This is a genomic window from uncultured Algoriphagus sp., assembly GCF_963974835.1.
Taxonomy (GTDB): Bacteria; Bacteroidota; Bacteroidia; order Cytophagales; family Cyclobacteriaceae; genus Algoriphagus.
Map to the genome: position 1 here is coordinate 1 of NZ_CAXBET010000010.1, position 22828 is coordinate 22828.

The following is a 22828-nucleotide window of genomic DNA, read 5'->3' on the forward strand; positions in this document are numbered from 1 at the left end:
TGAAACCTAAGAAGGGAGATTGCTGTGTTTATTGCTCCTATGGAACAGTGCCTTGCCCTCCTATTCAAGAGAACAAGCCTTGTTGTTCTTAAACATTGAAAAAAATTAAATATTGACATCCTCTATTGATCTTCACAGAGTAATATCTGGCGTTACAAAATTTTTAATTCATTAGGGTTTGCAATTCTAAATCATTCTTAGCCATAAATTGCAAGTAGTCATATTTTCCTTTATCCAGTTTTTTTGTCACTGCACTGTGTTGTAAGAGCAGTTTTATGCAATCGACTTGGTGGAATTTATTTACTGTATCATTTGATTGCAATGAATGGATTGCCCAGCCAAGTGGGGTGCTATTATAAGTTTTGTCTTGTCCATCAATTTCGGCCCCAGACCTTATTAGTCGGTCGACTAATTTATCCCTACCACAAAATGATGCCCAGTGTAATGCAGTTTCACCATTGTCCTGATATGTATAATGAATGTCGGCACCACTTTCAATATAAAATATTCCGAGTTTTTCAGCGTGAAGACTAGCTGCAGCAAGAATGGGAGTTCCACCACCATTAATTTTGTCGCCATTTATTTTTGCTCCATTTTCCAAGAAAATCTTTGCAAATATAATTCCTTCATCATCCGAAATTTTTCTCGCAAAAATAGCATCGCAAATCCGATGAAGTGGATGTTTTTTTTGTCTACAAAAAAAATCGAAAGGAATTGTAATTCCTTTGTTGGCAAGATTCGGATTTTCTGAAAGTAATTTAGTCAGCACTTGAAAATCCTTTCTCTCAATCAATTTTTTGACCTTTTGAGTAAATATTTTCATTTAAAAACAGGTTTTGGCTTCATATCAAAGTCTTGAAAAATCGGTTCCATTTTCATTTTCAGCAAGAAGTCAATCATTTTCAATACTTCCAACTCCAACTTTTTTTGGGTTAATTTGAAATTACTACTTTTCTGAAGATGGACTATGCCCTATTAGAGCTTGTCTCGATTTTGATGAAGAAAGAATTTTTTTGGAGGAAAAGAACAAGAGGCTTCACAAATTAAATATGGCATATTTTGCCAGTACCAGTTACCCAGATTCAATAAATCATAAAAGTCTCAATAAACGACCGTTTTATGAGACAGATTTTGGTAAGGGTACTTCCGCTGAAAAGACCGAATTTTAGTCTTATAATCTCATCTCTTTAATCAAGGTCTCAAATATCCATTTGCTCACTTTTTATGAGACGGTACTAGCCAAAATTTAGATGGTCATAAATTGGTTTTCATCCCGTTGGATTCTCGTGCATTCGTAGGGTTGGAAAAGTAAAAACCACCCAAAGCTGTTTTGCTTATTTATTTTTTATGTATTACAGATGAGATACAAAATGTGCTTTTGTCTCATCTGACTTGCTTTATGAGACGCAAATGATTTTGTGCATATTTCATGATACACAAGTTTCCTATTGGTTTACAATATCAAGCAATGGTTCAAAAATGTAAAGAGATGCTCTTCTGCCAGATCCCTTCTCAATACATTTGATTATCTGATTTGCTTCCATTGCGTTAAGTAACCGAGAGGCAGATGCCCTAGGCACTCCAGACTCTTCATAAAATCTTCCACTATTGAAAACTGGAAGATTAAAAATAAAGTCCAGGCAATTTACAGCAAATTGAGAATGAGTTGCCGCTACTATGCGCTCTTTCATAGATTCGTAAAGTGCCACTATTTGGCGGGTTTGATCATTATTTTTCTTTGCCTGGCTAATAATCGCTCCCAGAAAAAATCTAATCCAATTTGTCCAGCTTCCTGTATCAGTGATGTCCTTTAGCGCGTCATAGTAATCCCGGCGATGATTCTCCAAATAGTCTGAAAGATAAAATACAGGTTCTCTGATAATATCTTTATCAAATAAAAACAGAGGAATCAGAATTCTTCCTATCCGACCATTTCCATCCAAGAATGGATGTAATATTTCAAACTGGGCATGGATAATTGCCAATTGTACAAGCGGGTCTTTTTCTTCAAAATGAATGTACTTCTCCCAATCATCCAATCCCTGAAGCATATCCTGAACTGTGGGAGGAACAAATCTGGCGGTATCCATAGTGCTTCCCGGAGCTCCTATCCAATTTTGGATTTTCCGAAATTCACCTGGAGCTTTATTCTCTCCACGAACATCTTGCATTAACACAGCATGCATTTCACGGATCAATCGAAGAGACAAGGGTAGTGAGTTAAGTCTTGATTTTGCAGCAAATAAGGCTTTCCTATAATTGATAATCTCTTTAATGTCCCCTTGTTTTTCTGAAGATTGGACTTTTTCAGCTTCATATTCTAACACTTCTTTTAGTGTAGCCTGTGTACCTTCTATTTTGGAAGACAGCACGGCTTCCTGAGTGCGAAGAGGTGATAGCAAGACTTCTGGATTGATGATTGACTGAAGTAGTCCGTCATATCGGGCGAGCTGGCGGTTGGCAGTACTCAGTAAATCAACAATGGCTGCCCAGTCTAAGTTGGTCGAAAGAAGTTCTTGTGGTTTGTAAGGTTTCATTTGTATCTCATCTATGCACCACAAGATAGTGTTGTGTCTCATTATTTCAAAAATATGAGATACAAATTGTTTTGTATCTCATCTATGAGACGCTACCCATAGCCTCTTCACTGGGATTGCTGGCTTCGTAATTGGCAATATTTTAAATGAGCGATTATCTGAAGTTTATCTAAGCCTCGTCTAAGTTTATCTAAATTTAATCTCATAAAAACCTTAAAGTCAGACAGATGTAATTTGATCTTGTCTAAAATTTATCTAAAACTCTTTTGAATGATTTGAACTAAACAGTAAATTAGATATACTTTTGATCCATCGCTAGTTTATGTTTTTCCACTTTCCATCACATAACTGTGATATAAAAAATGGCTGATAATCAAGGGATTGAAAATTTAAATCAATTTGTTATCACATGACCATCACATAAGAACTTTACCTTGACTCTTTTTAGCATTCAGCTTTATTCTCTGATTTTTATTTTCATTTGTTTTTTACAGCAAAAATAAAAAAGTGGCTTGGTTGAATTCTGAGGAGCTTTTTATAAAGTTTATTTTCACTTTATTTTTTTTTAGCCAATTCATCAATTGCTGTTTTTAATCTCAAGTGGTTCCCTGTTCGTCCCATTATCTTCAATGAGATTTTCCTAAATAGAGAGTTGCTTGAATTTCTGATTTCTTCGCGAAGGTCTAGAAAAGTTATTTTGGGATTTTCAGGCCACTCAAAAGGCCAATGAAAATTACGGAAATAACTTTTTGGGTTACCTTAATTTCAAATTTCTGTGGTAGTTTTTCCTGAGTTTATCCGCTGACGATTTTTAACTGCGTGAAAGAAGGTTTGGCCAGTGTCCACCTAATCTCAGTGAAAGGGGTTAAATATATATGCGTATATATCTATATATACAGATATACGGATATATCAAAAACAGCCTGATTAGCGCCCTAAGCCTATATTTTTGTCTTTCTTCTTCTTTTTCCTTTTGCTGTCGTCATCTACATTCCCAGTAGTCGAAGCAGCAGCAAGCAACTCACCAAGGCTAGCAATGGCACTATGAGCGTGAAAAATGCTATTCGTATCCCTGTGATCAGCTGTCTGTAGGTTTTCCGGTTGTCGGTCATACTCGAAAGCAGCTTCTCGATCCTGGGATTCTGTTTCGAGATCAGTGTTTGATGATTGGAATAGATTTGATCCTGAAGGATTTTTTGATTCTTCCTGATCTGCTGCTGATTGTTTCGAAGTTCCATCAGGCATTCGATCAGCTGTTGGTTTTCCAGTTTTATAGTCATTTCCTCCCTGCGGATATGCTGCTCTTGTTCGATTGTTTGCTTCGTCAATTGATTGAAAGTCTTTAGTTTGCTCATAGTGTAATGATTTGGATATCTGTCCCCATTTGAATTGATTTCCCAATGCCTGGCCTTTAGCTATAAATCCTCCATAGCAATAAGAAATCCCCGAAACTCTACCTGTACTGGCTTGATTGAAAAGCAGGTTGACCCCGTTATTTTCCAAGTTTTTGATAAATGAAGAAACACTGTTGGTTTCTTTCAAAGCATTGCCCACCAATTCCTGAAGCATCATTCTTTTAGAAGCTTTTCCTGTTCTCAACGACATTTCTATTTCGTCTTTGTTGGGTGCCTTTACCTGTGATTCTAAGCTGGACTTCACCTGTTCCAAACCATGTTTAATTTCCAACTCTCTGGCAACCTTGTCGCTTCGCTGGTAATTATTGCTGTCAGATACCACTGAGCCATCAAATCGATTCCGAAGTGCCAGTATATGGCAATGTGGATGGTCGGTGTCATGGTGGCGAAATATGAAATAGGCGTTGTTGTCAAAGCCCATTTTCTTCATGTAGTCTTCAGCAATGGTCAGCATCTTTTCATTGGAAATGGATTCATCTTTGCCAAAATTCAGACTGGTATGAAAGGTGTTCCGCTTCAGCCTTGGGTTTATGCTTTGAATCAAGCGTAATTCGTTTTTGATAGCCTGCTGTTTAAGGCTTGCAAAATTTGTCACAAGCAATTCAGCTTTTTGTGATTCATCCTTTGAGTAGAGCTTTTTCAAGTTGTAATTCAGTGCTCCCATGAATGATGTTCCAATGGATACCTTAGTGATCATTGACTAGAAGTTTGATTAGAAGATTTAGTTTTTCTTGTAAAGCCTGGAAAGCTGTGAGCTTGTCAGAGGATACGGGTTTGTTAGAATTGTAGTGTTTGGCGATTTGATTGATATTGGTTCCGATTTTTCTCAGCTCTATATAGGTTTGCTTTTCCAGAATCGGAATACGTGCTTTCGGCAGCCTATTTTTAAACACACAGGATCGGATTACTTCGGAAGCACTTAGGTCTGAGTATTCACAAAGTTTTGCCAATTGCTCAAATTCCCCTTCATCCATTTTGAAGGAGAACTTAATGCTCTTTTTTTCTTTTTTCGGTAGCTTAGGTCTGGCCATATCGGTAAATGAACGGAGTGAGTTTTTGATTTCTGAGTGAAGCGAAGCAAGCGTTTCGGTATGACCGAAACATAGCTTGCTTCGCAAAGCGACCCTTATCTGGAGTACCTATGAGAATTCTCATTCACGAGCATTTCATTCAAATCTTTGAATGGAGAATAAAGCGAAGTTTTGTCGGTGAAATTATGGTTGCTCATGAGTAGATCTGCGGTTAATGTCTTACCCGCTTCATCATGATCCAGAAACAGATTGACATTATCATATAGTTGATAGAAGTCCTTTAGCTCTTTGATATTTACTAGAGAATTGAGAACAACAAACCCACTTGATTTTAGATTGAATTGATCCATTTGAATGAAGCTCATTAAATCAAATATTCCCTCAAATACGGCTAGGTTTGAAAACTCCCTAGTGTTAAAATAGACACTGCTACCTTGTCCTGTGCATCCCTTCCAGTACTTGTTTCTTATTGACCAGCCATTCGAGTTTTCATTTCCTACCCCGAAGTATCTTTTGCCATCCACCGAGTAATAAACCTCTTTACAGTATTTCTCAGCGATTTCAGGTTGGATTTCTCTAGAGATTAAATAGTCTGTGATCGCCTGATTTGTCCCAATGGGTTTAGTGCTTAATACTTTAATTTTAGAGTTTTCATGATCTGAGATCTTATCTTTTTGCTGATGAAAAGAAAAAGAGTCAATTCCCAAATTTCCCACATGAGTTAACGCATCCTGTATTGAATAGGTGGGATTCAGCTTTATCACTAAATCAATCAAAGTCCCTCCTGAATTACATTCACCATAATCTACCCATAGATTTAAATTGTGATCAACCTTGAATGATGGTGTTTTTTCCATCCTTAATGGAGAGAGAAAGAATGAATAATCTGCCTTTGTGCTTTTTGGTGATATGCCTATTTGTGAAAGATATTCTATGATGCTGATTTGATTAGCTTGTTTACAGTTCATGATTTCTATGGTTTGTTTGTTAAAATTGCCTGAGGTGCTTACTACGTTACTACATCACTTTAAAGTGTTTGACAATCAATCAGATATGTGTAGTCACCTTCCTCTTTTTTCGGGTTTTTATGGTTACTACGCTTACTACAAAATCGATAATGTAGTAACCGTAGTAACCTTTATCAATTTAACCTTACTACATTTAAGTGATAGATTATCAGTATTATATACTCATTGTAGTAAGGTAGTAAGTGGATTTGCTATTTTTATGTAATAGCCCTTGACAGGGTAGGACTTGTCGCTATAGCCTCTTTTTACAAATCGCTCAAATCCAAGTCGCTTAAGAGCTTTGCCGATTTCTTCTCTGCTGATCTTGAGTTGTGATCCTTCTGCTTTATTCAGGTATTGGAAGATATCTGAGGGAGTCATGAATTTATCCTCCTTATTTCCTGGCTCAAAGTATTTTTGGACTAGCTCAAACTCCATTGTGATGGTGCTGAATTGGGCATTGGCCAACTCATTTTCCTGAATTTCTTCAGTTGTCATGTTGTATTCAAAATCACTTTTGTAGAGGCTGTAGGCCTGAGCCCAAACGCGATTGATATCTATTTCTTTTTTGTAAGACCAATTGATTCCGATTAGCGTAAAGCATAGCCAACGGACACTGCCGGTATCGTCTGTAAGGAATTCGGCCTTATTAGTAGAGCCAATGATAGATGCTCTTCGTGGCTCCATTGTTGGCTTTCTGTCATAAGGGTGTCTCACTTTTATATAGGATCGACTCATCAAGCTTTTTTGAGCATTGATTTCCTGTTTGTTCAGGGTTGACAATTCGTCCTGGATAATCAGAAAGTTTTGACAGAGCGCAATCAAACTGTCTTTATCTATAGAGATGTTCTCGGTCTGGTATTCTGTAAGATCCGATGGTGTCAAAAACCTCGTCAGCGTTGACTTTCCACTGTTTTGTTTGTCCTGAACTAGAATCAGTGCCTGCTTATTAAAGTATTGGTCATCTAGACTACATGCAACACATCGGACTAGCCATTTTTTGAATTGGACTTTAAATCTATCGGGATCCAGAACTTGGATGTAATTGGCAAATCGCTCTATATAATCTCCATGCTCTTCCTGATTCCAGTGTTGTTCCTGTTTTTCAAAATAGACCTCCAATGGATTAACCTTTGGGATGAAGTCACTGCTTAGAAAAGAATTGATGTCTGCAAGTGAAGTGTTATGTCCTGCTGATTTCGCCTCTATTAATAAGGTGTGGGGATTGACCCGTAGGTAGTTGTTTTTTTCTTTTTCACTGGCAAAGACTTCATAGACCACCACATTATTAATAAAGTCATATTTACTTATTAAATAGCGAATCATCTTTACCATGGGAGAATTGGAGTCATCATCCAATCGCTTGAAAGGATTTCTGTTTTTCATGATGCTGCATTAAGAGTTTGAAAATGAATGCAGAACCAGTATCTTTACGCTGTCAGACGGAGATTCTGTTTCCACAAGAAAAAAGGCGAATTCGAAAGGATTCGCTTTATTTTTTTCTCCGCTGCCTGCCAGCATTCATGACTTCTGATTTTTTGAAATAGACGCTACTATTTATAAGGTGCTCTTTTAGAAATCCCTCCTTTCTCCAATTATTTATGGTAGTGCGAGATTTTCCTAAGAGCTTCATCACTTCGGGGATGTTAATGAATTCTTCTTCTGGAGTAGAAGGTGTAGAAATGGTGGACAGCTTGAAGACGATAGCCTCTGCTATTTCATTGATGAGTTGCCCTTTGTCGATGGGACTTAGAATTAGATTGTTCATAATCGGCTTAAGTTTTGTTTCTGGCCGAATCTGCACATAAATGTTCTTGGATAGTTAGTGGGATACTATCCAAAAAGAATATACTAGTTTACTTACCTGCTCTATTTAGTATGAAATCATCAATTAAAGCTGCTTTTCTTTTTAGTCCAGCTGAAATAAATATGCCCCTAACTTTAAAAAGTTGGTCTTTCCTTTGTGAACTCAAAGTTTTTGAAAGAATTAATTCTTCGGAGATTTTTGAAAAATAAGCTCTGACACCTCTGTCAGTTCCACCCACGACGCTTGAAATAACTTTGTCAAATCCTCCGCTCGACAAATCATGATCATTTTGCAATGCTTTTTGTTTGACTTCATTAAAAGCACCCAAGTTTCCTATCAAGAAATCAATGGTAAGGAGTGAAATGGTTTTGTCAAATTCGACTACCTCGATTGACTCTTTGACATAATCTTTTCCCTTTCTCAAATTGGAATAGAATTCTTTAGCTTCTGAATGGTCATCGAGTTCTAAGTTTAAAAATGCTTGATGATTTTCAGGTTTGTCAATTGGGTCTATGTATTTAAAAAATCGTATTGTTTCACGTAAGTTTTTTCTTGCTTTGCCTATTATCACTATGAATGTCATAATTGATCCCGCCAATACGAAAATGCCGAAAGCATATTTTATGACAGATGGATGAGCGAGGAGAATGAAAAATACTGTCAGGAAAAGTATAGTGCCAATTAAATATCCGAGACTTTGAAGTATTAATCCTTTTCTCTTATGAAAGGAGGAGAAATCTTCAAAGAACATTTTGTTCAGATCAAAAATATTCCAACCTAGTCTGTAGGCTAAAATTCTTTCCTCCTCAGAGAGCTCATCAAAATACCAGAATGATTCTTTTGCTTTGTATTGACCGAGTGAAAGTTTGGAGTCAAATTTTCTCATTTTTAAAATTGGTTTAATCCCATGCTCTATTCATTTCATTTTTTTTCCGCTCTTCATCAACTGAAATGTAGCGCTTGAAGCTTTTGTAATCAGAATGACCAGTGACTTTCATCACGACCTCAGCGGGAATGCCCTTGTCGAGGGAGATGGTGACAAATGTTTTTCTGCCTGTATGTGCACTTACTAGGTCATGTTTTGGGTATATATTGGCTATTCTTACCGATCCCCGGTATCGAATAATCTCTACAGGATCATTGATTTCAGCTAGTTTGCAAAGCTCCTTCACATATTTATTAAACTTCTGATTTGATATCATAGGGAGTGGAGAAATTCTTTCTTCATACTTTTTTAGAATTTGTCGGGAAATGCGAGTGAGGGGTACTATTGAAGGCTCTTTAGTTTTAGTGATGGTCATTCGGATTTCATCATCCTTAATATGTTCTCGTTTTAGCTGACACAAATCTGAAAATCTATATCCCGTAACACAGCTGAATAGGAAAACATCTCTCACTTGATCCAACCTGGAGTTGGAAGTTAAATCAAGAGCGTAAAGACTATCGAATTCTTTTTTGTTTAGCGCGATTACTTCAAGCTTGTCTTTTTTGACCGTGAACTCTTTGTGGCCGTCAGCGACTTTAATTCCCTTTCTTCTGGCATACCCTAAAAAGGTTTTTAACGTGCTGAGTTGCTTTGCTATTGTAATATTATTAAGAGTGTTCACTGTTCCTGTGGTAGGATGAATCTCTTTATGATTAATCAGAAAGTTTTGAAAGGCTTGCATAAACGCATAGTCCATGTTCTCAAATTTCACATTTGCATTTCTAGTGTCTTGGAATTTTTTTAGGTATCTCTTAAGGGATTTATATACAATCATACTGCCTTTAACTCTGGTCAACTCATTTTCCTGGATGTACTGATCAATGAAATCGTAAACCAAGTGAGTTGGCTCACTTCTCTTAATCTTAGGCTTTTTGGAATCCTTTAGTTTTGAAATCAGCATATCCAAATCATATGGCAAGTTTTTAGCTCTAAATGATTCTTCTATGTGGCGGATGTTTTTCCGGATTTCCAGTAGGTCATCTTGATATTGGAGGAGATGGCTCTTTGGAGGTACTACAGACCCAAACTTCTTTTCAAGCTGAGTTTTTTGTTTTGCCGTCATGTCAACAATTTCTTGTTTTTCGGCGGACCATAATTCAGGAATTAGTCTTATTCCTGTAGAAATCAATTTCCTTTGTCCTGCCAAATGGACAACCAACATCAAAGGCTGCTCACCTTTCTTGTTCTCCAAATCATGCCTTAAAACAAACTTAAATGTCGCTTCCATTGTCCTATCGTCTATTTTCGAAAGATACTCAATGAAATTTTCAGTAGCGAATTCAGTAGCGAATTTGTCGCTCAAAAGTGGTTAAAGGTTGTCAGTTCTTGACATGGAGTTTACAAAAAAGCCCTTTAATGATAGTATAGGCCTACTTTTGATAAGTTGTGTAAGAAAGGTTCGAATCCCTTCCTCTCTACACATTAAAACCCTAACTGTCAGATATGTTGATGGTTAGGGTTTTTGTTTTTTTAAAAGATGCTGGATTATGTTTCCCAACATTATAAATCTCCTCACTATAACTTGTTACTGTTTGCATCATTAGCCTCTGATGGTAAGTAGCCGTATTGTTCTTTAAAAAGCTTTCGGAAGTGCTTGGGGCTAGAAAAACCAACTTCATAAGCAGCCTGGGCTACACCAAGGTTTTCTTCACGTATAAGATAAGCTGCTTTCTGCACTTTTACTGTTCGGATGTATTGGTTGATGTTTTGGCCGGTGAGTGCCTTTAATTTTCTGAACAAGGATGTTCTACTCATTCCCATCGCCTGAGAGATTGTGTCCACGTCAGTGGTTTGTTGAGAAATCCCAGCAAGTATATGGCTTTGCAGCTCCTTTAAAAATGACTTTTCTTTATCGATAGCACTTTTTTCCGTGGAGGTCAACTCGTTTGATTGGATATCTTTCCCAAGGTAGTAGGATCGCATTCGTATTTTCGAGTCCAGAAGATTTCTTATTCTTGATTTAAGAATTGGACTTTTGAATGGCTTAGTGATGTAGTCATCTGCTCCTTTACTAAATCCTGAGGTAATGCTTTCGATACTATCTTTGGCAGAAAGCAAGATCACAGGAATGTGAGTGGTTCCATGGTTTTGTTTTAACATCCCACATAAATCAATGCCATTCTTCTCCGGCATCATAACGTCAGAAATGATTAGATCAGGGATGTACTTCGTTGCTTTTAGAAATCCTTCCTGTCCATTCTTGGCAAATAGTAGATCGTAATCCTCGCTCAGCGAATTATCTAGATATTCTAGGATCTGTGCATTATCATCAATTATTAATAGCACCTCTCGGTTTTCTTTCAAATCCAAGTTTATGCTGCGTTCTAATTGTATAGGCTGATGGTCAGGAATCCATTCCTTGTTGATTTTTTCCGGTAAAAAGGAAGAAAAAACACTCGCTTTTTTGGGAATTAAAATTGAAAAAGTGCTGCCATTTCCAGGACTGCTAAGTACGTGAATGGTGCCCTTATGATCCTCGACCAGCCTTTTGGTCAATGCCAATCCAATACCGGCACCTTGAGCTTTAGCATTTTCTCCACTTTGATAGTACCAGTTGAATATATGACTTTGATCTTCATAGGGAATTCCCGGACCATTGTCACTCACGATCAGCTCAAATTCATCCTGCTTTTCTTCAAGGGAGACAGTGATTTGATCTTTGGCGCGACAATATTTTAATGCGTTTGATAGTAAGTTGTTGAAAATAATGTGAAACTTCTGTAGATCGATTTCTGCACTAAAATCGGATTTTGGTAAATCACTTTTCAGCTTTATTCCCCTGTGTTTTGCCAGAGGCTGATATTGCTCTACCCACTGCTTGATAGGCGATACGATGGTTCGTGATTCTAAATTCAGTTCATTAACATTCAATTCGGCGTTTCTAAACTCCAGAAGTTTGGATATCATCTCGTGCAGATATTTTGCATTTTTCTGCACCATTTTAATTCCTTTCAGATGTTTTGAATTGGTGATTTCCCGTAATAAGTCATCCAAAGGAGCCATGATGAGTGTCAAGGGAGTTTTGAGCTCATGGGAAAACCCGGTGAAAAACTGGACCCGCTCTTCATTAAGCTCATGCTCTAATACCCGTTGTTTTTTTTCAAACAAAAGCGAATTTTTCAACTTTAGCCTTTCCGCATAATAGCGCATACCAAGAACTGTTAAAGTAACAATCAGAACAAAGTAGAACAGGTACGCTGGCCACGTTTTCCAAAATGGTGGAGAGATAATTATGTCCAATTGATTTTCGGAGATGGCTTGGGCGCCGGAACTGGCTTTCACTTTCAAGGTGTAATTTCCCGGGGGAATATTACTTAGATTGGCCGTGCCAGTCTCATTAGTTTCGATCCACTGGCTGTGAAAAGGTTCTAACTTATAAGCATAGTGCACATCTTTTCCTCTGGGGAATTTTAGCGCTACAAAGTCTATAGAAATCAAACTCTGATCGTGATCCAGTTTAAGTTCCCTGAGGTAGGGGAGGCTGCTTTTTAAGTGGATGTCGTCAGAAGCTGCCACGGTAATCTTCCTATTCATTAGTCTCAAATCGGTGAAGATCAGCGGATAGGTGGTAGTAAGGTTTTCTAAAGTCTCAGGATTGAACACATTGATGCCTTTATTTCCGCCCAGATAAACTTCTCCCGCGTCTGTCACCAGTGAGGCTCCTATATTAAATTCACTTAGCTGAATATTGTTTATGGAATTGAGATTGCCTACCGTATTGGTATTGGAGTCGAAATAGCTGATTCCGCGGTAAGTTCCTAGCCAGATTTTTCCATTCTTTCCCTTTGCAAGACTGTTGATGGAATTATTGCTGAGCCCGTTTTCATTTGTAAATAGCGTAAACTTTTTATTTTCAGGATTTAGCCTGATTAAGCCTTCATATCTGCTTCCTGCCAAAATATCTCCGTTCTCCAGAATTTCTATTCCAAAGACTACTTCGACTGGAAAGCCGGGAATAGTACTTTCATTAAAAAGTTCTTGTTCTCCAGTGAGGTAATTGTATCTAATTATTCCATCCCCAAATGTAGCCAGCCACAGGTTTCCCAAATCATCTTCGGCTATGTCGCGGATGTCTATTTTCCCCAATAACTTCACATAGTCAAAATTGTCAATCGGTGGATGGTAACGATACAGTCCGCCTCGGTTTGTACCTACCCAAATCTGACCGTTTTTGCCTTCAAAGATTTTTCTTACGTCATTGCCCTTTTCCTGACTTTCCTGAAGGTAATGCCTGCTTTTGCCTGTGGAGGTATTTAACAAATTTAATCCTCCCTGATATGTTCCGACCCAGAGATTGTTTTTGCTGTCTTCCAAAATGGACAGAATGTAATTATTGGAAATACTACCTGGGTCTGCTGGATCGTGAGAGAAATGTCGAAACTCATCAGTCTTGGGGAAATAATGATCCAAGCCACCTCCGTCAGTTCCGATCCAGATGCTTCCATTTTTTCCCTTTGCCAAGGAACCAATCCTGTCATGGGAGATTGTCTGATTTTTTGACAGGTTTCTTGTAATCAATTTGACAGGGTCGCCTGAAGGATTTACAAAATTTAGCCCTGTACTTGTTCCAATCCACATGTAGCCGTCGCTAGAAAGTTTCAGAGAAGACACAGTCCTGTTGAATACACTTGATCCATCTTGTTGAGGCTTGAACCATTTTAATTGAATTTCCTGAATTTTGAGGAATTTTGAGGTATTCAAGATATTCAGCCCTCCATTTCTTGTCCCGATCCATAGATTGCCTAGTGGACCTTTTTCAAAGCAAAGGACATTTCCATCACTTAATCCCTTGTCAGGGAACTTAGCTTCTATAATTGCTAAAGTATCAGCGTTTGCAGTAATTACCCTGATTCCATCGTTAGAGCCAACCCACAGATTTCCTTTCTCATCAGTGTAAAGACTGTTTATATTTTCGGGGAAAGCAGAATTTGAGGTTGAAACCGGACTGATGGTATTCTTTTTCAGATCGATCTTATCCAACCCTTTATCAAAGTGTCCGACCCAAAGCACGGAGTCCCCTTGTATGGCAAGCGAGGAAATTCGTGAGGAAGAAAGAGTGTTTTTCTGCAAAGGAGAATGAGGATAAAACGAAATAATACTGTCAGCCTCCAAAATAGCCACTCCTCCTTCGTAGTTAGCGATAATCTGTTCTCCATTTGGCTGGCTGATTATGTAACTGATTGAGTTTTCAGAGGAACGATCATACGTGGTGAAAAGGTCTGTCTTTGGATTATATTTACTTAATCCTTTATTGGAGGCAAGTAAAAGATCTTGGTTTTGGGTGATCTCCAAATGTTCAATGTAATTTGACGATGGTCCGGATTGTGGATTAAGATTGCTTTTCCGGTAGATTTGAAAAGTATGCCCATCGTAGCGGTTTAATCCATCGATCGTAGCAATCCAGATAAACCCTAAGGAATCTTGGGTAATGTGATTGATATAATTATTGGATAAGCCATCTTCTACATCCAACAAGTAAAAGGTAAGGTGGTTTTGATCGGAAAATACAGACCTTGAATCAAGTTTTTGAGCATTTGCACTTGCACAAAAACATAATAGTAGGAAAGTTAATATAATGGGTCTCATTAACTCACAATCACGAAAAATGCCTTCAATAATCCCAATAAAAATCGAAAGAAGGATTTTTTTGCTCATTTTATGCCCCTTAATTTGCTGATTTATGCCCCGTGTTTTGCAGGCTTTTTCCAGAACATTGCTTAAGAAACCTTAAGATTTTTCTTCTAAAGTTTCGAAAGTTAATAGTTAACAAAAACCTAAAAAACATGCTAACACAATTACCAGCCAGGGCATGGCTGTATTGTATATCATTTATGCTAGTAATGATGTGCAGTGTGCCCAATGTATTTGGTCAAGAAAAGATCACAGGCCAGATACTAGACGAAACTGGAGCAGGACTCCCTGGAGCTTCCGTTTTATTGAAAGGCACTACCATTGGTGCTGTGACAGATATGGATGGCAATTTCACTTTGTCATTTGCTCCCACTGAAAATGCTACCTTAAGTATATCCTTTATCGGATATGTAACACAGGAGCATATAATCCAAAGTGGCGAAAGCACAATCAGTATTCAACTTGTACCTGATGAACAATCACTTAATGAAGTAGTGGTGGTAGGATATGGTGAGCAGAAGAAGGCAACCCTAACCGGTTCGATCTCACAAGTAGAAGGGAGAGATTTGAAAAATAGTCCGCAACCGAATATTTCGAACTCACTCTCCGGGAGATTTTCCGGAATCATTGCCAATAACAGAGGCGGCGAACCTGGATATGATGGCTCCAGTATCAGCATCCGTGGTCTTGCCACCACTGGAAATAATGATGTCCTCGTAGTAGTAGATGGAGTACCGGGCCAGATTGGTGGTCTTGAGCGTCTTAATCCGAATGACATTGAAAGCATCTCAGTTTTGAAGGATGCTTCGGCAGCGATATACGGTTCCAGAGCCGCAAATGGGGTTATCTTGGTGACTACTAAGCGTGGTAAATCTGGAAAACCGGTAATTTCCTACAGCTTCAATCAAGGATTTTCTTCCCCGACAAGACTTCCAGACATGGCTGATGCGGGTACTTATGGTCAGATCAGAAATGAAATTGCCTATTACAATAATTCACAAGGCGGATTAAATCAGATCTATTCAGAAGAGGAATTGGGAATGTTTAGAAACGGATCTGATCCATTGAACTATCCTAATACCGATTGGGCAGCTGCTGCATTGAACAATTCAGCGTTGCAAAGTCAGCATGATCTAAGTATTAGAGGAGGTTCGGATAATGTGACCTATTTTTTGTCATTAGGCAAAACAGGACAAGATGGCTTGTATAAAGACGGAGCGACTCGTTATGATCAATACAGCTTCCGCTCCAACGTAGATGCAGATATTACGGATAAACTTACCGTGGGATTATCTCTCTCCGGTAGAAAAGAAGATAGACAATATCCTACTTCCGGAGCAGGAGATATATTCCGCTCAATCTATAGGGCTTACCCGACTGTGGCAGCTGTATATCCTAATGGTCTTCCCTCTTCTGGAATCGAGAACTCCAATCCGGTAATCATGGCCACGGAACAAGGAGGATTAAACCAAAATCCACGCTATGTATTCAATGGTATTCTGAGAGGTAAATATGAGTTTGGTTTTCTAGATGGATTATCTGCTGAAGGATTCCTGTCTGTAGATGAAAGCTCAGATAGAACCAGAAATTTCAGTAAGCCTTACACTTTATATAATTACGATCGTACTGCTGACGCTTACAATCCAGTAGTAGTGGGCGGAGGACCAGATCAGCAAGCGACACTTTCGGAGACACATTACTCTCAGTCTATGATAGTATCCAATATCCGCCTCAACTTCAAGCACTATTTTGGGGATCACTTTATTGACGCATTCGCAGGCTATGAGCAAAGCGAAAATAGATCCCATACCTTAGGAGCATCCAGACTTCATTTTCCTACCGCCGAGACTCCTGAATTATCACAAGGCGGAGCAGCAGCTTCAGATTATGACAACTGGGGAAGTAGCTACAACTATACTAGAAAAAGTTACCTGAGCAGATTTGCCTACAACTATAATGAGAAGTATTTAGCAGAATTGCAGATGAGAGTTGATGGCTCGTCCAATTTCCCCGCAGATAGTAGATATGGTTTTTTCCCATCTCTTTCTGTAGGCTATCGAATTTCAGAAGAGAGCTGGTTTAGAGAAAAAGTTGGTTTCTTCGATGATCTGAAATTTAGAGCTTCGTATGGTAAACTGGGTAATGACAACGTAGGTCAGTTCCAGTATTTCGACAATTACTCTTTCAATAATCGCTACGTGTTGGGTGATGTAGTTCATACGGGGATAGATCTTACCCGACTTTCCAATCCAAATATTACCTGGGAAGTAGCGACAAAGACTGATATAGGCTTCAATGCGATCTGGTTGAAGAATTTCACAACAGAGTTCATTTATTTTCAACAGGACAGAAGCAAGATCCTGACAATAAGAAATTCTTCAATTCCCGGATCATCCGGTATTGTGAATCCATACGATGATGGAAGTGATACCTACCAATCATTAGTTCCTGCCGAAAATATCGGTGAAGTAAAAAGCCATGGTTTCGAATCTACTTTGGGCTATCGCCATGAAGGAGCGTTCAGCTTTGGGGTGTCAGGTAATTTTACTTACGCAAAAAATGAAATTGTCTACATCGATGAAGCAGCAGGGGTTTTGGATTATCAGCGTCAGACTGGTAACCCCATGAATACGTATTTGCTTTACAATGCGATCGGAATTTTCAGAAGCCAGGAGGAACTTGACAGTACCCCCCATGTACCTGGTGCTATTGTGGGTGACCTGATTTATGAGGACTTTAATGGTGATGGCGAGATCAATGCGGATGATATGACCAGAACTAAGTATGGAAATATCCCACAGATCACGTTTGGCGTAACGTTGAATGCTGCTTGGAAAAACTGGGATTTCTCAGCAGTAATTTCAGGACAGTCCCAAGTGAACCAATATGTATTGCCTGAATCAGGAACAGTAGGAAACTTTTACAGCAGCTGGGCAGATAACCGCTACTCGCCTAGCAATCCTGATGGAACTTATCCGAGAGTCAGTGAAAGAGCTTCTTCTGCTGTAAGTGGGGGTTTGTACCGCAATAACTTTTGGTTGAATGATGCAACTTTCGCACGATTGAAAAACGTACAGATTGGCTACAATATTCCTCAGCCTATTTTGGATAAGCTTTCTATCAGTAGCTTGAAGATTTATGCAAATGCATTCAACCTATTTACCCTAACTGGTGTGAAGGATTATGATCCGGAAGGATCCAACGAAAGCGGCCAGTTCTACCCGCAGCAGAAAATCATCAACCTTGGTGTAAATATTCAATTTTAAACCCGACCAAAATGACTACTAAAAATATACTAAAGCCCTTTTTGGGTATTGCTTTGAGCGGAATTTTGCTGGGAGGCTGTCAGGAAGATTTTCTGGATGTAGTGCCTACAGATCGAGTGTCTGATGCGTCAATACTTTCGGATTCCACGCTTTTTGAGGCATACGTTATCAATAGATACTTAGGAGTAAGACTAACCAATAAAGAGGGGGATTCTTATCAGCCTGGATTCGGCCGAGGATTTGAATATGCCATGTGGAGCTCATTGACGGATGAGTCCATTTATAATAATGATGACAACACTTGGTTTATCCAGCAAGGCCAGCTTTCACCGCAGAATACTGGGATCGCTGGGACTTTCTGGGGAAGATCTTACCGAAGTATCAGAGAGGTGAATTATGCTTTGGCAAACATTGGCGAACTAGAGATGAGCCAATCCGGTAAGGACTTACTGATTGCCGAACTAAAGTTTATCCGTGCTTTCCGCTATTTTGATCTGATCAAAAACTACGGTGACGTAGTTTTCATGGGCGATAATGTAGCTCAATTGGGAGATGACTTCACAGATCCATCTTTTTACGAGCGCATCGGGAAGGAGGATGCAATTGCATATGCCGCTCAGGAGCTGGATGCTGCTGCCTCAGTATTGCCCCAGACAAATAGTAGTTTGTGGCAGGAAGGTAGAGCTACTAAGGGAGCTGCACTTGCGTTGAAATCTCGGCTATTATTATATGCGGCGAGTCCTCTTTATAACGATGGGGGTAGTGATGCTCAGAAATGGCAGGAAGCAGCTCAGGCTGCAAGAGCTGTAATTGATCTTGGTCAATATAGTCTCTATCAAAATGGCTATGGGGAACTGTTTTTGACACCTCAGAGCAATTCTGAAATCATATTTGCAAGGTATTACAACATCAATGCAAGACATACCGCACTAGAGATTGCTAATGGGCCTAATGGTTATGATGGTTGGGGTGGAAATGTGCCCCTTCAAAACTTGGTCGATGACTATGAAATGATGGATGGGACAGCCTTTAGCTGGGACAATGAGGAGCAGGCCAGCAATCCTTATGAAAATAGAGATCCTAGATTTTACGAAAGCATTTTGTATAATGGAGCTCCTTACAGAGAGCGAGAAGTTGAAACATTCTTGCCAAATGGAAAAGACAGCCAAGGTGGACCTTCCAACTGGAATACGAGTAAGACAGGATATTACTTAAGGAAATTTATTGACGAAGATCTGCCGATCAGAAATCCTTGGGAAGTGGCTGGGACACAAAATTGGATTTATTTCCGATATGCCGAGATTTTGCTAAACTACGCAGAAGCGCAGAATGAAGCTGTAGGTCCAGATGCGAGCGTATATGAAGCAGTCAACTCAATTAGAAGTAGATCTGGAGTGGAAATGCCACTTTTGCCAGCAGGACTGAGCCAGGATGAAATGAGAGAGAGGATTCATCATGAGCGAAGAATAGAGCTTGCGTTTGAAGAGCATCGCTATTACGACGTGAGAAGATGGATGACTGCTGAAGAGGTGGAAAATACACCCGCTTACGGTATTGAAATTGTGAAGTCTGCAGATGGTAGCTTAAGCTATACCAGAAAGGTATCGCTGAACGGGAAAATGTTTCAGCAAAAAAATTATTGGTTACCGATTCCGAGATCTGAAATATTGGCTTCAAACAATCAGTTGGAGCAAAATCCAGGATATTAATAGTTCAAGGGGAAGCTTTAAGTTTCCCCTTTTTTAAAACTTTAAACTATGACAATTAGAAAAATGATTGGTAAAAGCATGTTTCCCAAGGCTTTTCTTTTTGGTGTTTGGGCTCTTCTTTTTGCTTGTCAGAGCTCAGGTCAGGAAAAACAAAGTCAGACAAACCCTGAAGACACCATTGAGATCAATATCATCCCAAGTGAGAAGTATCAGTTGATGGAGCATTTTGGAGCATCGGACGCATGGTCCGTCCAATACGTTGGACTTTGGCCAGATCAAAAGAGAAATGCCATTGCAGAACTACTTTTTAGTAATGAGAATGATTCAGATGGTAATCCAAAGGGAATAGGCTTGTCACTTTGGCGGTTTAATATTGGGGCAGGTAGTGCTGAGCAAGGGGAAGAAAGTGGAATCCGCGATGAGTGGAGGAGAGCGGAATCTTTTTTGGAAGCTGATGGATCTTACAATTGGAGCAGGCAAGCAGGCCAAGTTTGGTTCGCTAAAGCTGCCCAGGAATTTGGTGTGGACAAGTTGCTGGTGTTTCCAAACAGCCCTCCAGTATATCTAACTAAAACTGGAAAAGCCTTTGCAAATGGCGGACAGTCAAATTTGGCTAATGAAAACTTTAAAGCCTATGGTGAATATCTGGCCCAAGTTATCCAAGGTTTGGAACAGAAAGGATTGAAGGTAGATTATGTAAGTCCGGTAAATGAACCTCAATGGGATTGGTCAGACGGAGGGCAAGAGGGAACACCTTTTTGGAATAACGAAATAGCAGGAATAGCTAAAGCTGTGAATCAGGCTTTAAGCGAAAGGAACCTGTCGACCAAAATCGATGTCGCCGAAGCAGGCAAGATCAATTATCTCTATGAGCAGGCTGATAAGAATGGGCGAGGGGAGCAGATAGCCGATTTTTTTAAGACTGGATCGCCGAATTATATTGGAGATTTGGATCATGTAAGTCCGACTATTTCAGCCCATAGCTACTTCACCACTTCTCCTTTCGAATCAGCAGTACAGCAGCGTACAAATCTTTTCACTTCACTTCAAACCGTAGAAGGGTTGAGCTACTGGATGAGTGAATACTGCATTTTAGGAGATAATGGTGGTGAGATAAACGGCAATGGCAGAGACCTAGGAATAGACCCTGCACTGTATTTGGCAAGGGTAATTCACAATGATCTTACTGTATCCAACGCTAGTGCCTGGCATTGGTGGATTGCTATTTCCCCTTATAATTATAAGGATGGATTAATATATATTGATAAGGAGAAAGAAGATGGTGCTTACTATGAAAGCAAAATGCTCTGGGCATTGGGTAATTATAGCAAGTTTATCAGACCCGGTTATCAGCGGATCGCTGTGGAAATTGATAATCAAAAACAACAGTCTCCTGATCTTTTGGTTTCTGCCTATAAAGCCAAGGATGAAGATGAAGTAGTCTTAGTTATAGTCAATTCAGGAATCAAGGAAGTGAAAGTTAATTTTTCAGGAGATGGAAATAGCCCAACTATTAAAGCTGCTTACATAACATCAAAAGATCAGGATTTGAAGTCTGCAGAGGTTGCTCTAGAGGGAAAATATTTTAGTATTCCGGCGAGGTCCATTGTAACCATGTTGACTGAAAAGTAAAAAATATAACTTTTATACTGGAATAGTTACGATTCCTTGTCTCACTATTTTATAAAAAGGGAAGACATACGATGAGCTTTCAGGATATTCTGTTCTAAAAGACCTTCAGTTTATTAAAAAAGAAAAAAATAATTAATCTTTTATAAGGTTGATTTAGGATTTAAAACATAGAATTAAAACTCGTAAAAATTTAAAATTTGTTAATCTAGAAGTAAACTATGGTTACTTTCTTAGCTAAATTTTGCAACTTAACATAGTTAAAAGACAAACATTGTAAAATAGTTGTCCATTGTTACAATTTGTAAATTCCAATTAATCAGGATTTTCTGATAAAATAAAAAAAAGCTGTAGTCTCTGTGACAATTTTATTTTTCTTTCTGCGAAAAAATAAGAACCTTACCGATGAGTTTTGGAGGTACGTGTCCTATTCTAATGTATAAGGAATTATGTCCGTTCGTGTAAAAGCTTGCCTAATCCTCAAGATTAAGCCTGATTTTTCACAAAAATCTAAAAGAGTCGATTGTTTTTTGAATTTAAAAAATGATAACTTTAAAACTCGATTATAGAGTAGAAACCATTTAACCTTTATCAAAAGTCTATTTAAAATCCACATTATGAGAAAGTTAATCACTTTGTTCATGCTTGCAGGCATCCTTTTCGCACCTGTTATTGCTAACGCACAAGAAGCAGAAGATACCGCAGCACAAGAAGAAACAACACCAGTAGCAGTTGAGCCTGCTGCATCTCCTACAATTGTTGACGATGAAATCGTCGAAGAGGAGCAAAGTTTCCACCAAATTGTAAAGGACAAATTCATCGAAGGTGACCCTCTTTACATGACTCCAGTATTGATCTGTTTGATCTTGGGTCTAGCAGTTGCTTTGGAAAGAATCATCACCCTGAACCTTTCTACGACCAACACAAAGAAATTGTTGATCAAAGTGGAAGACGCTCTAGAAACAGGTGGAGTAGAGGCAGCTAAGGATGTTACTAAGAGCACCAAAGGCCCAGTAGCTTCTATCTTTACTCAAGGTCTGATGAGATACTCTGAAGGAATCGAAATGGTGGAGAAATCTATTATTGCTTACGGTTCTGTGGAAATGGGTAGATTGGAAAAAGGTCTAATTTGGATCTCTCTATTTATCTCCCTAGCTCCAATGTTGGGTTTCATGGGTACTGTAATCGGTATGATCGGAGCTTTCGACTCAATTGAAGCTGCCGGTGATATCTCTCCTTCTCTAGTAGCAGGTGGTATCAAAATCGCCCTTTTGACTACAGTTGCTGGTTTGATCGTAGCGATTATACTTCAGTTGTTCTACAACTACTGTGTGTCTAAAATTGATTCTTTGGTGAACGATATGGAAGATGCTTCTATATCATTGGTTGATATTTTGGTTAGGCACAAATTGACTGGCAAATAAGCAGTCAAGTTTGCATAACCTTTTAAATATACATTAACCTCAAAGAAATACTACATTATGGATACTTATGACATCTTATTATATGGAAGTTACATCCTGGTAGCAATTGGTATTGTGGCGGCAGTTTTAATGCCTCTAATCAAGTCCTTGGATAATCCAAAAAGCTTGATGAAAACTGCAATAGGAATTGTTGGTATAGTTGTTTTGTTCTTCATTGCTTATTCTATATCCAGCAATGAAGTTCTTCCAAAATTTGAAGCAGCTCCTTTCAACTTGACTCCATTCGGATCTCAAATTGTCGGCGGAATGCTCATCACCACTTATATTCTATCTATCGTAGCTCTTGGTAGCATCGTTTTGACTGAAGTAACAAAAGCAATAAAGTAA

At 38.8% G+C, this 22828-nt stretch carries 16 protein-coding genes; 6 read left to right on the plus strand and 10 right to left on the minus strand.

The features are described from left to right. Window positions 1-92 (plus strand): GDCCVxC domain-containing (seleno)protein (locus tag AACZ73_RS17085; RefSeq protein ID WP_339879956.1); only part of this gene is annotated, 92 nt, incomplete at its 5' end. A gap of 71 nt (window positions 93-163) precedes the next feature. Here AACZ73_RS17085 and AACZ73_RS17090 read toward each other — a convergent pair. The 10 genes from AACZ73_RS17090 to AACZ73_RS17135 all read right to left on the minus strand — a co-directional run bounded on the left by AACZ73_RS17090 (window position 164) and on the right by AACZ73_RS17135 (window position 14437). Next, window positions 164-823 carry an ankyrin repeat domain-containing protein gene (locus tag AACZ73_RS17090; protein ID WP_339879728.1) on the minus strand — a complete coding sequence of 220 codons (660 nt, stop codon included), beginning with the start codon at window positions 821-823 and terminating at the stop codon, window positions 164-166. A 622-nt stretch (window positions 824-1445) separates the two neighbouring features. Next, complete coding sequence (locus tag AACZ73_RS17095) at window positions 1446-2537, minus strand: Fic/DOC family N-terminal domain-containing protein (RefSeq protein ID WP_339879730.1); 1092 nt, start codon at window positions 2535-2537, stop codon at window positions 1446-1448. A 927-nt stretch (window positions 2538-3464) separates the two neighbouring features. Beyond that, on the minus strand, window positions 3465-4649 hold the full coding sequence (locus tag AACZ73_RS17100; RefSeq protein WP_339879732.1) for a relaxase/mobilization nuclease domain-containing protein: 1185 nt from the start codon (window positions 4647-4649) through the stop codon (window positions 3465-3467). Next, window positions 4639-5070 (minus strand): plasmid mobilization relaxosome protein MobC, encoded by a 432-nt coding sequence (gene mobC, locus AACZ73_RS17105; RefSeq protein ID WP_339879733.1) that lies wholly within the window; start codon window positions 5068-5070, stop codon window positions 4639-4641. The genes AACZ73_RS17100 and mobC overlap by 11 nt, the downstream gene beginning before the upstream one ends. An 8-nt stretch (window positions 5071-5078) precedes the next feature. After that, entirely contained in the window at window positions 5079-5951 is an 873-nt protein-coding gene (locus AACZ73_RS17110) for a toprim domain-containing protein (protein WP_339879735.1), read from the minus strand. A 222-nt stretch (window positions 5952-6173) separates the two neighbouring features. After that, window positions 6174-7376, minus strand: coding sequence for a VapE domain-containing protein (locus AACZ73_RS17115; RefSeq protein WP_339879737.1), 1203 nt, complete (start codon window positions 7374-7376; stop codon window positions 6174-6176). A 106-nt stretch (window positions 7377-7482) separates the two neighbouring features. After that, the gene (locus AACZ73_RS17120) at window positions 7483-7758 is read right to left on the minus strand and encodes a helix-turn-helix domain-containing protein (RefSeq protein WP_339879739.1); all 276 of its coding nucleotides are present in this window, start codon (window positions 7756-7758) and stop codon (window positions 7483-7485) included. 88 nt (window positions 7759-7846) lie between these two features. Then, on the minus strand, window positions 7847-8683 hold the full coding sequence (locus AACZ73_RS17125; RefSeq protein WP_339879741.1) for a hypothetical protein: 837 nt from the start codon (window positions 8681-8683) through the stop codon (window positions 7847-7849). A 13-nt stretch (window positions 8684-8696) separates the two neighbouring features. After that, a complete protein-coding gene (locus AACZ73_RS17130; protein ID WP_339879742.1) occupies window positions 8697-10085 on the minus strand; it encodes a site-specific integrase in 1389 nt (462 codons plus the stop codon). Window positions 10086-10297: 212 nt separating this feature from the next. After that, window positions 10298-14437, minus strand: coding sequence for a two-component regulator propeller domain-containing protein (locus tag AACZ73_RS17135; protein ID WP_339879743.1), 4140 nt, complete (start codon window positions 14435-14437; stop codon window positions 10298-10300). A 128-nt stretch (window positions 14438-14565) separates the two neighbouring features. Here AACZ73_RS17135 and AACZ73_RS17140 point away from each other — a divergent pair, with 128 nt between their 5' ends. The 5 genes from AACZ73_RS17140 to AACZ73_RS17160 all read left to right on the plus strand — a co-directional run bounded on the left by AACZ73_RS17140 (window position 14566) and on the right by AACZ73_RS17160 (window position 22828). After that, window positions 14566-17679 (plus strand): TonB-dependent receptor, encoded by a 3114-nt coding sequence (locus AACZ73_RS17140; protein WP_339879745.1) that lies wholly within the window; start codon window positions 14566-14568, stop codon window positions 17677-17679. Between the two features lie 11 nt (window positions 17680-17690). Further along, window positions 17691-19388, plus strand: coding sequence for a RagB/SusD family nutrient uptake outer membrane protein (locus AACZ73_RS17145; protein WP_339879746.1), 1698 nt, complete (start codon window positions 17691-17693; stop codon window positions 19386-19388). Window positions 19389-19436: 48 nt separating this feature from the next. Then, window positions 19437-21020 (plus strand): glycoside hydrolase, encoded by a 1584-nt coding sequence (locus AACZ73_RS17150; protein ID WP_339879747.1) that lies wholly within the window; start codon window positions 19437-19439, stop codon window positions 21018-21020. Window positions 21021-21634: 614 nt separating this feature from the next. Continuing rightward, the gene (locus AACZ73_RS17155; RefSeq protein WP_339879749.1) at window positions 21635-22441 is read left to right on the plus strand and encodes a MotA/TolQ/ExbB proton channel family protein; all 807 of its coding nucleotides are present in this window, start codon (window positions 21635-21637) and stop codon (window positions 22439-22441) included. 57 nt (window positions 22442-22498) lie between these two features. Next, complete coding sequence (locus tag AACZ73_RS17160; protein ID WP_339879751.1) at window positions 22499-22828, plus strand: hypothetical protein; 330 nt, start codon at window positions 22499-22501, stop codon at window positions 22826-22828.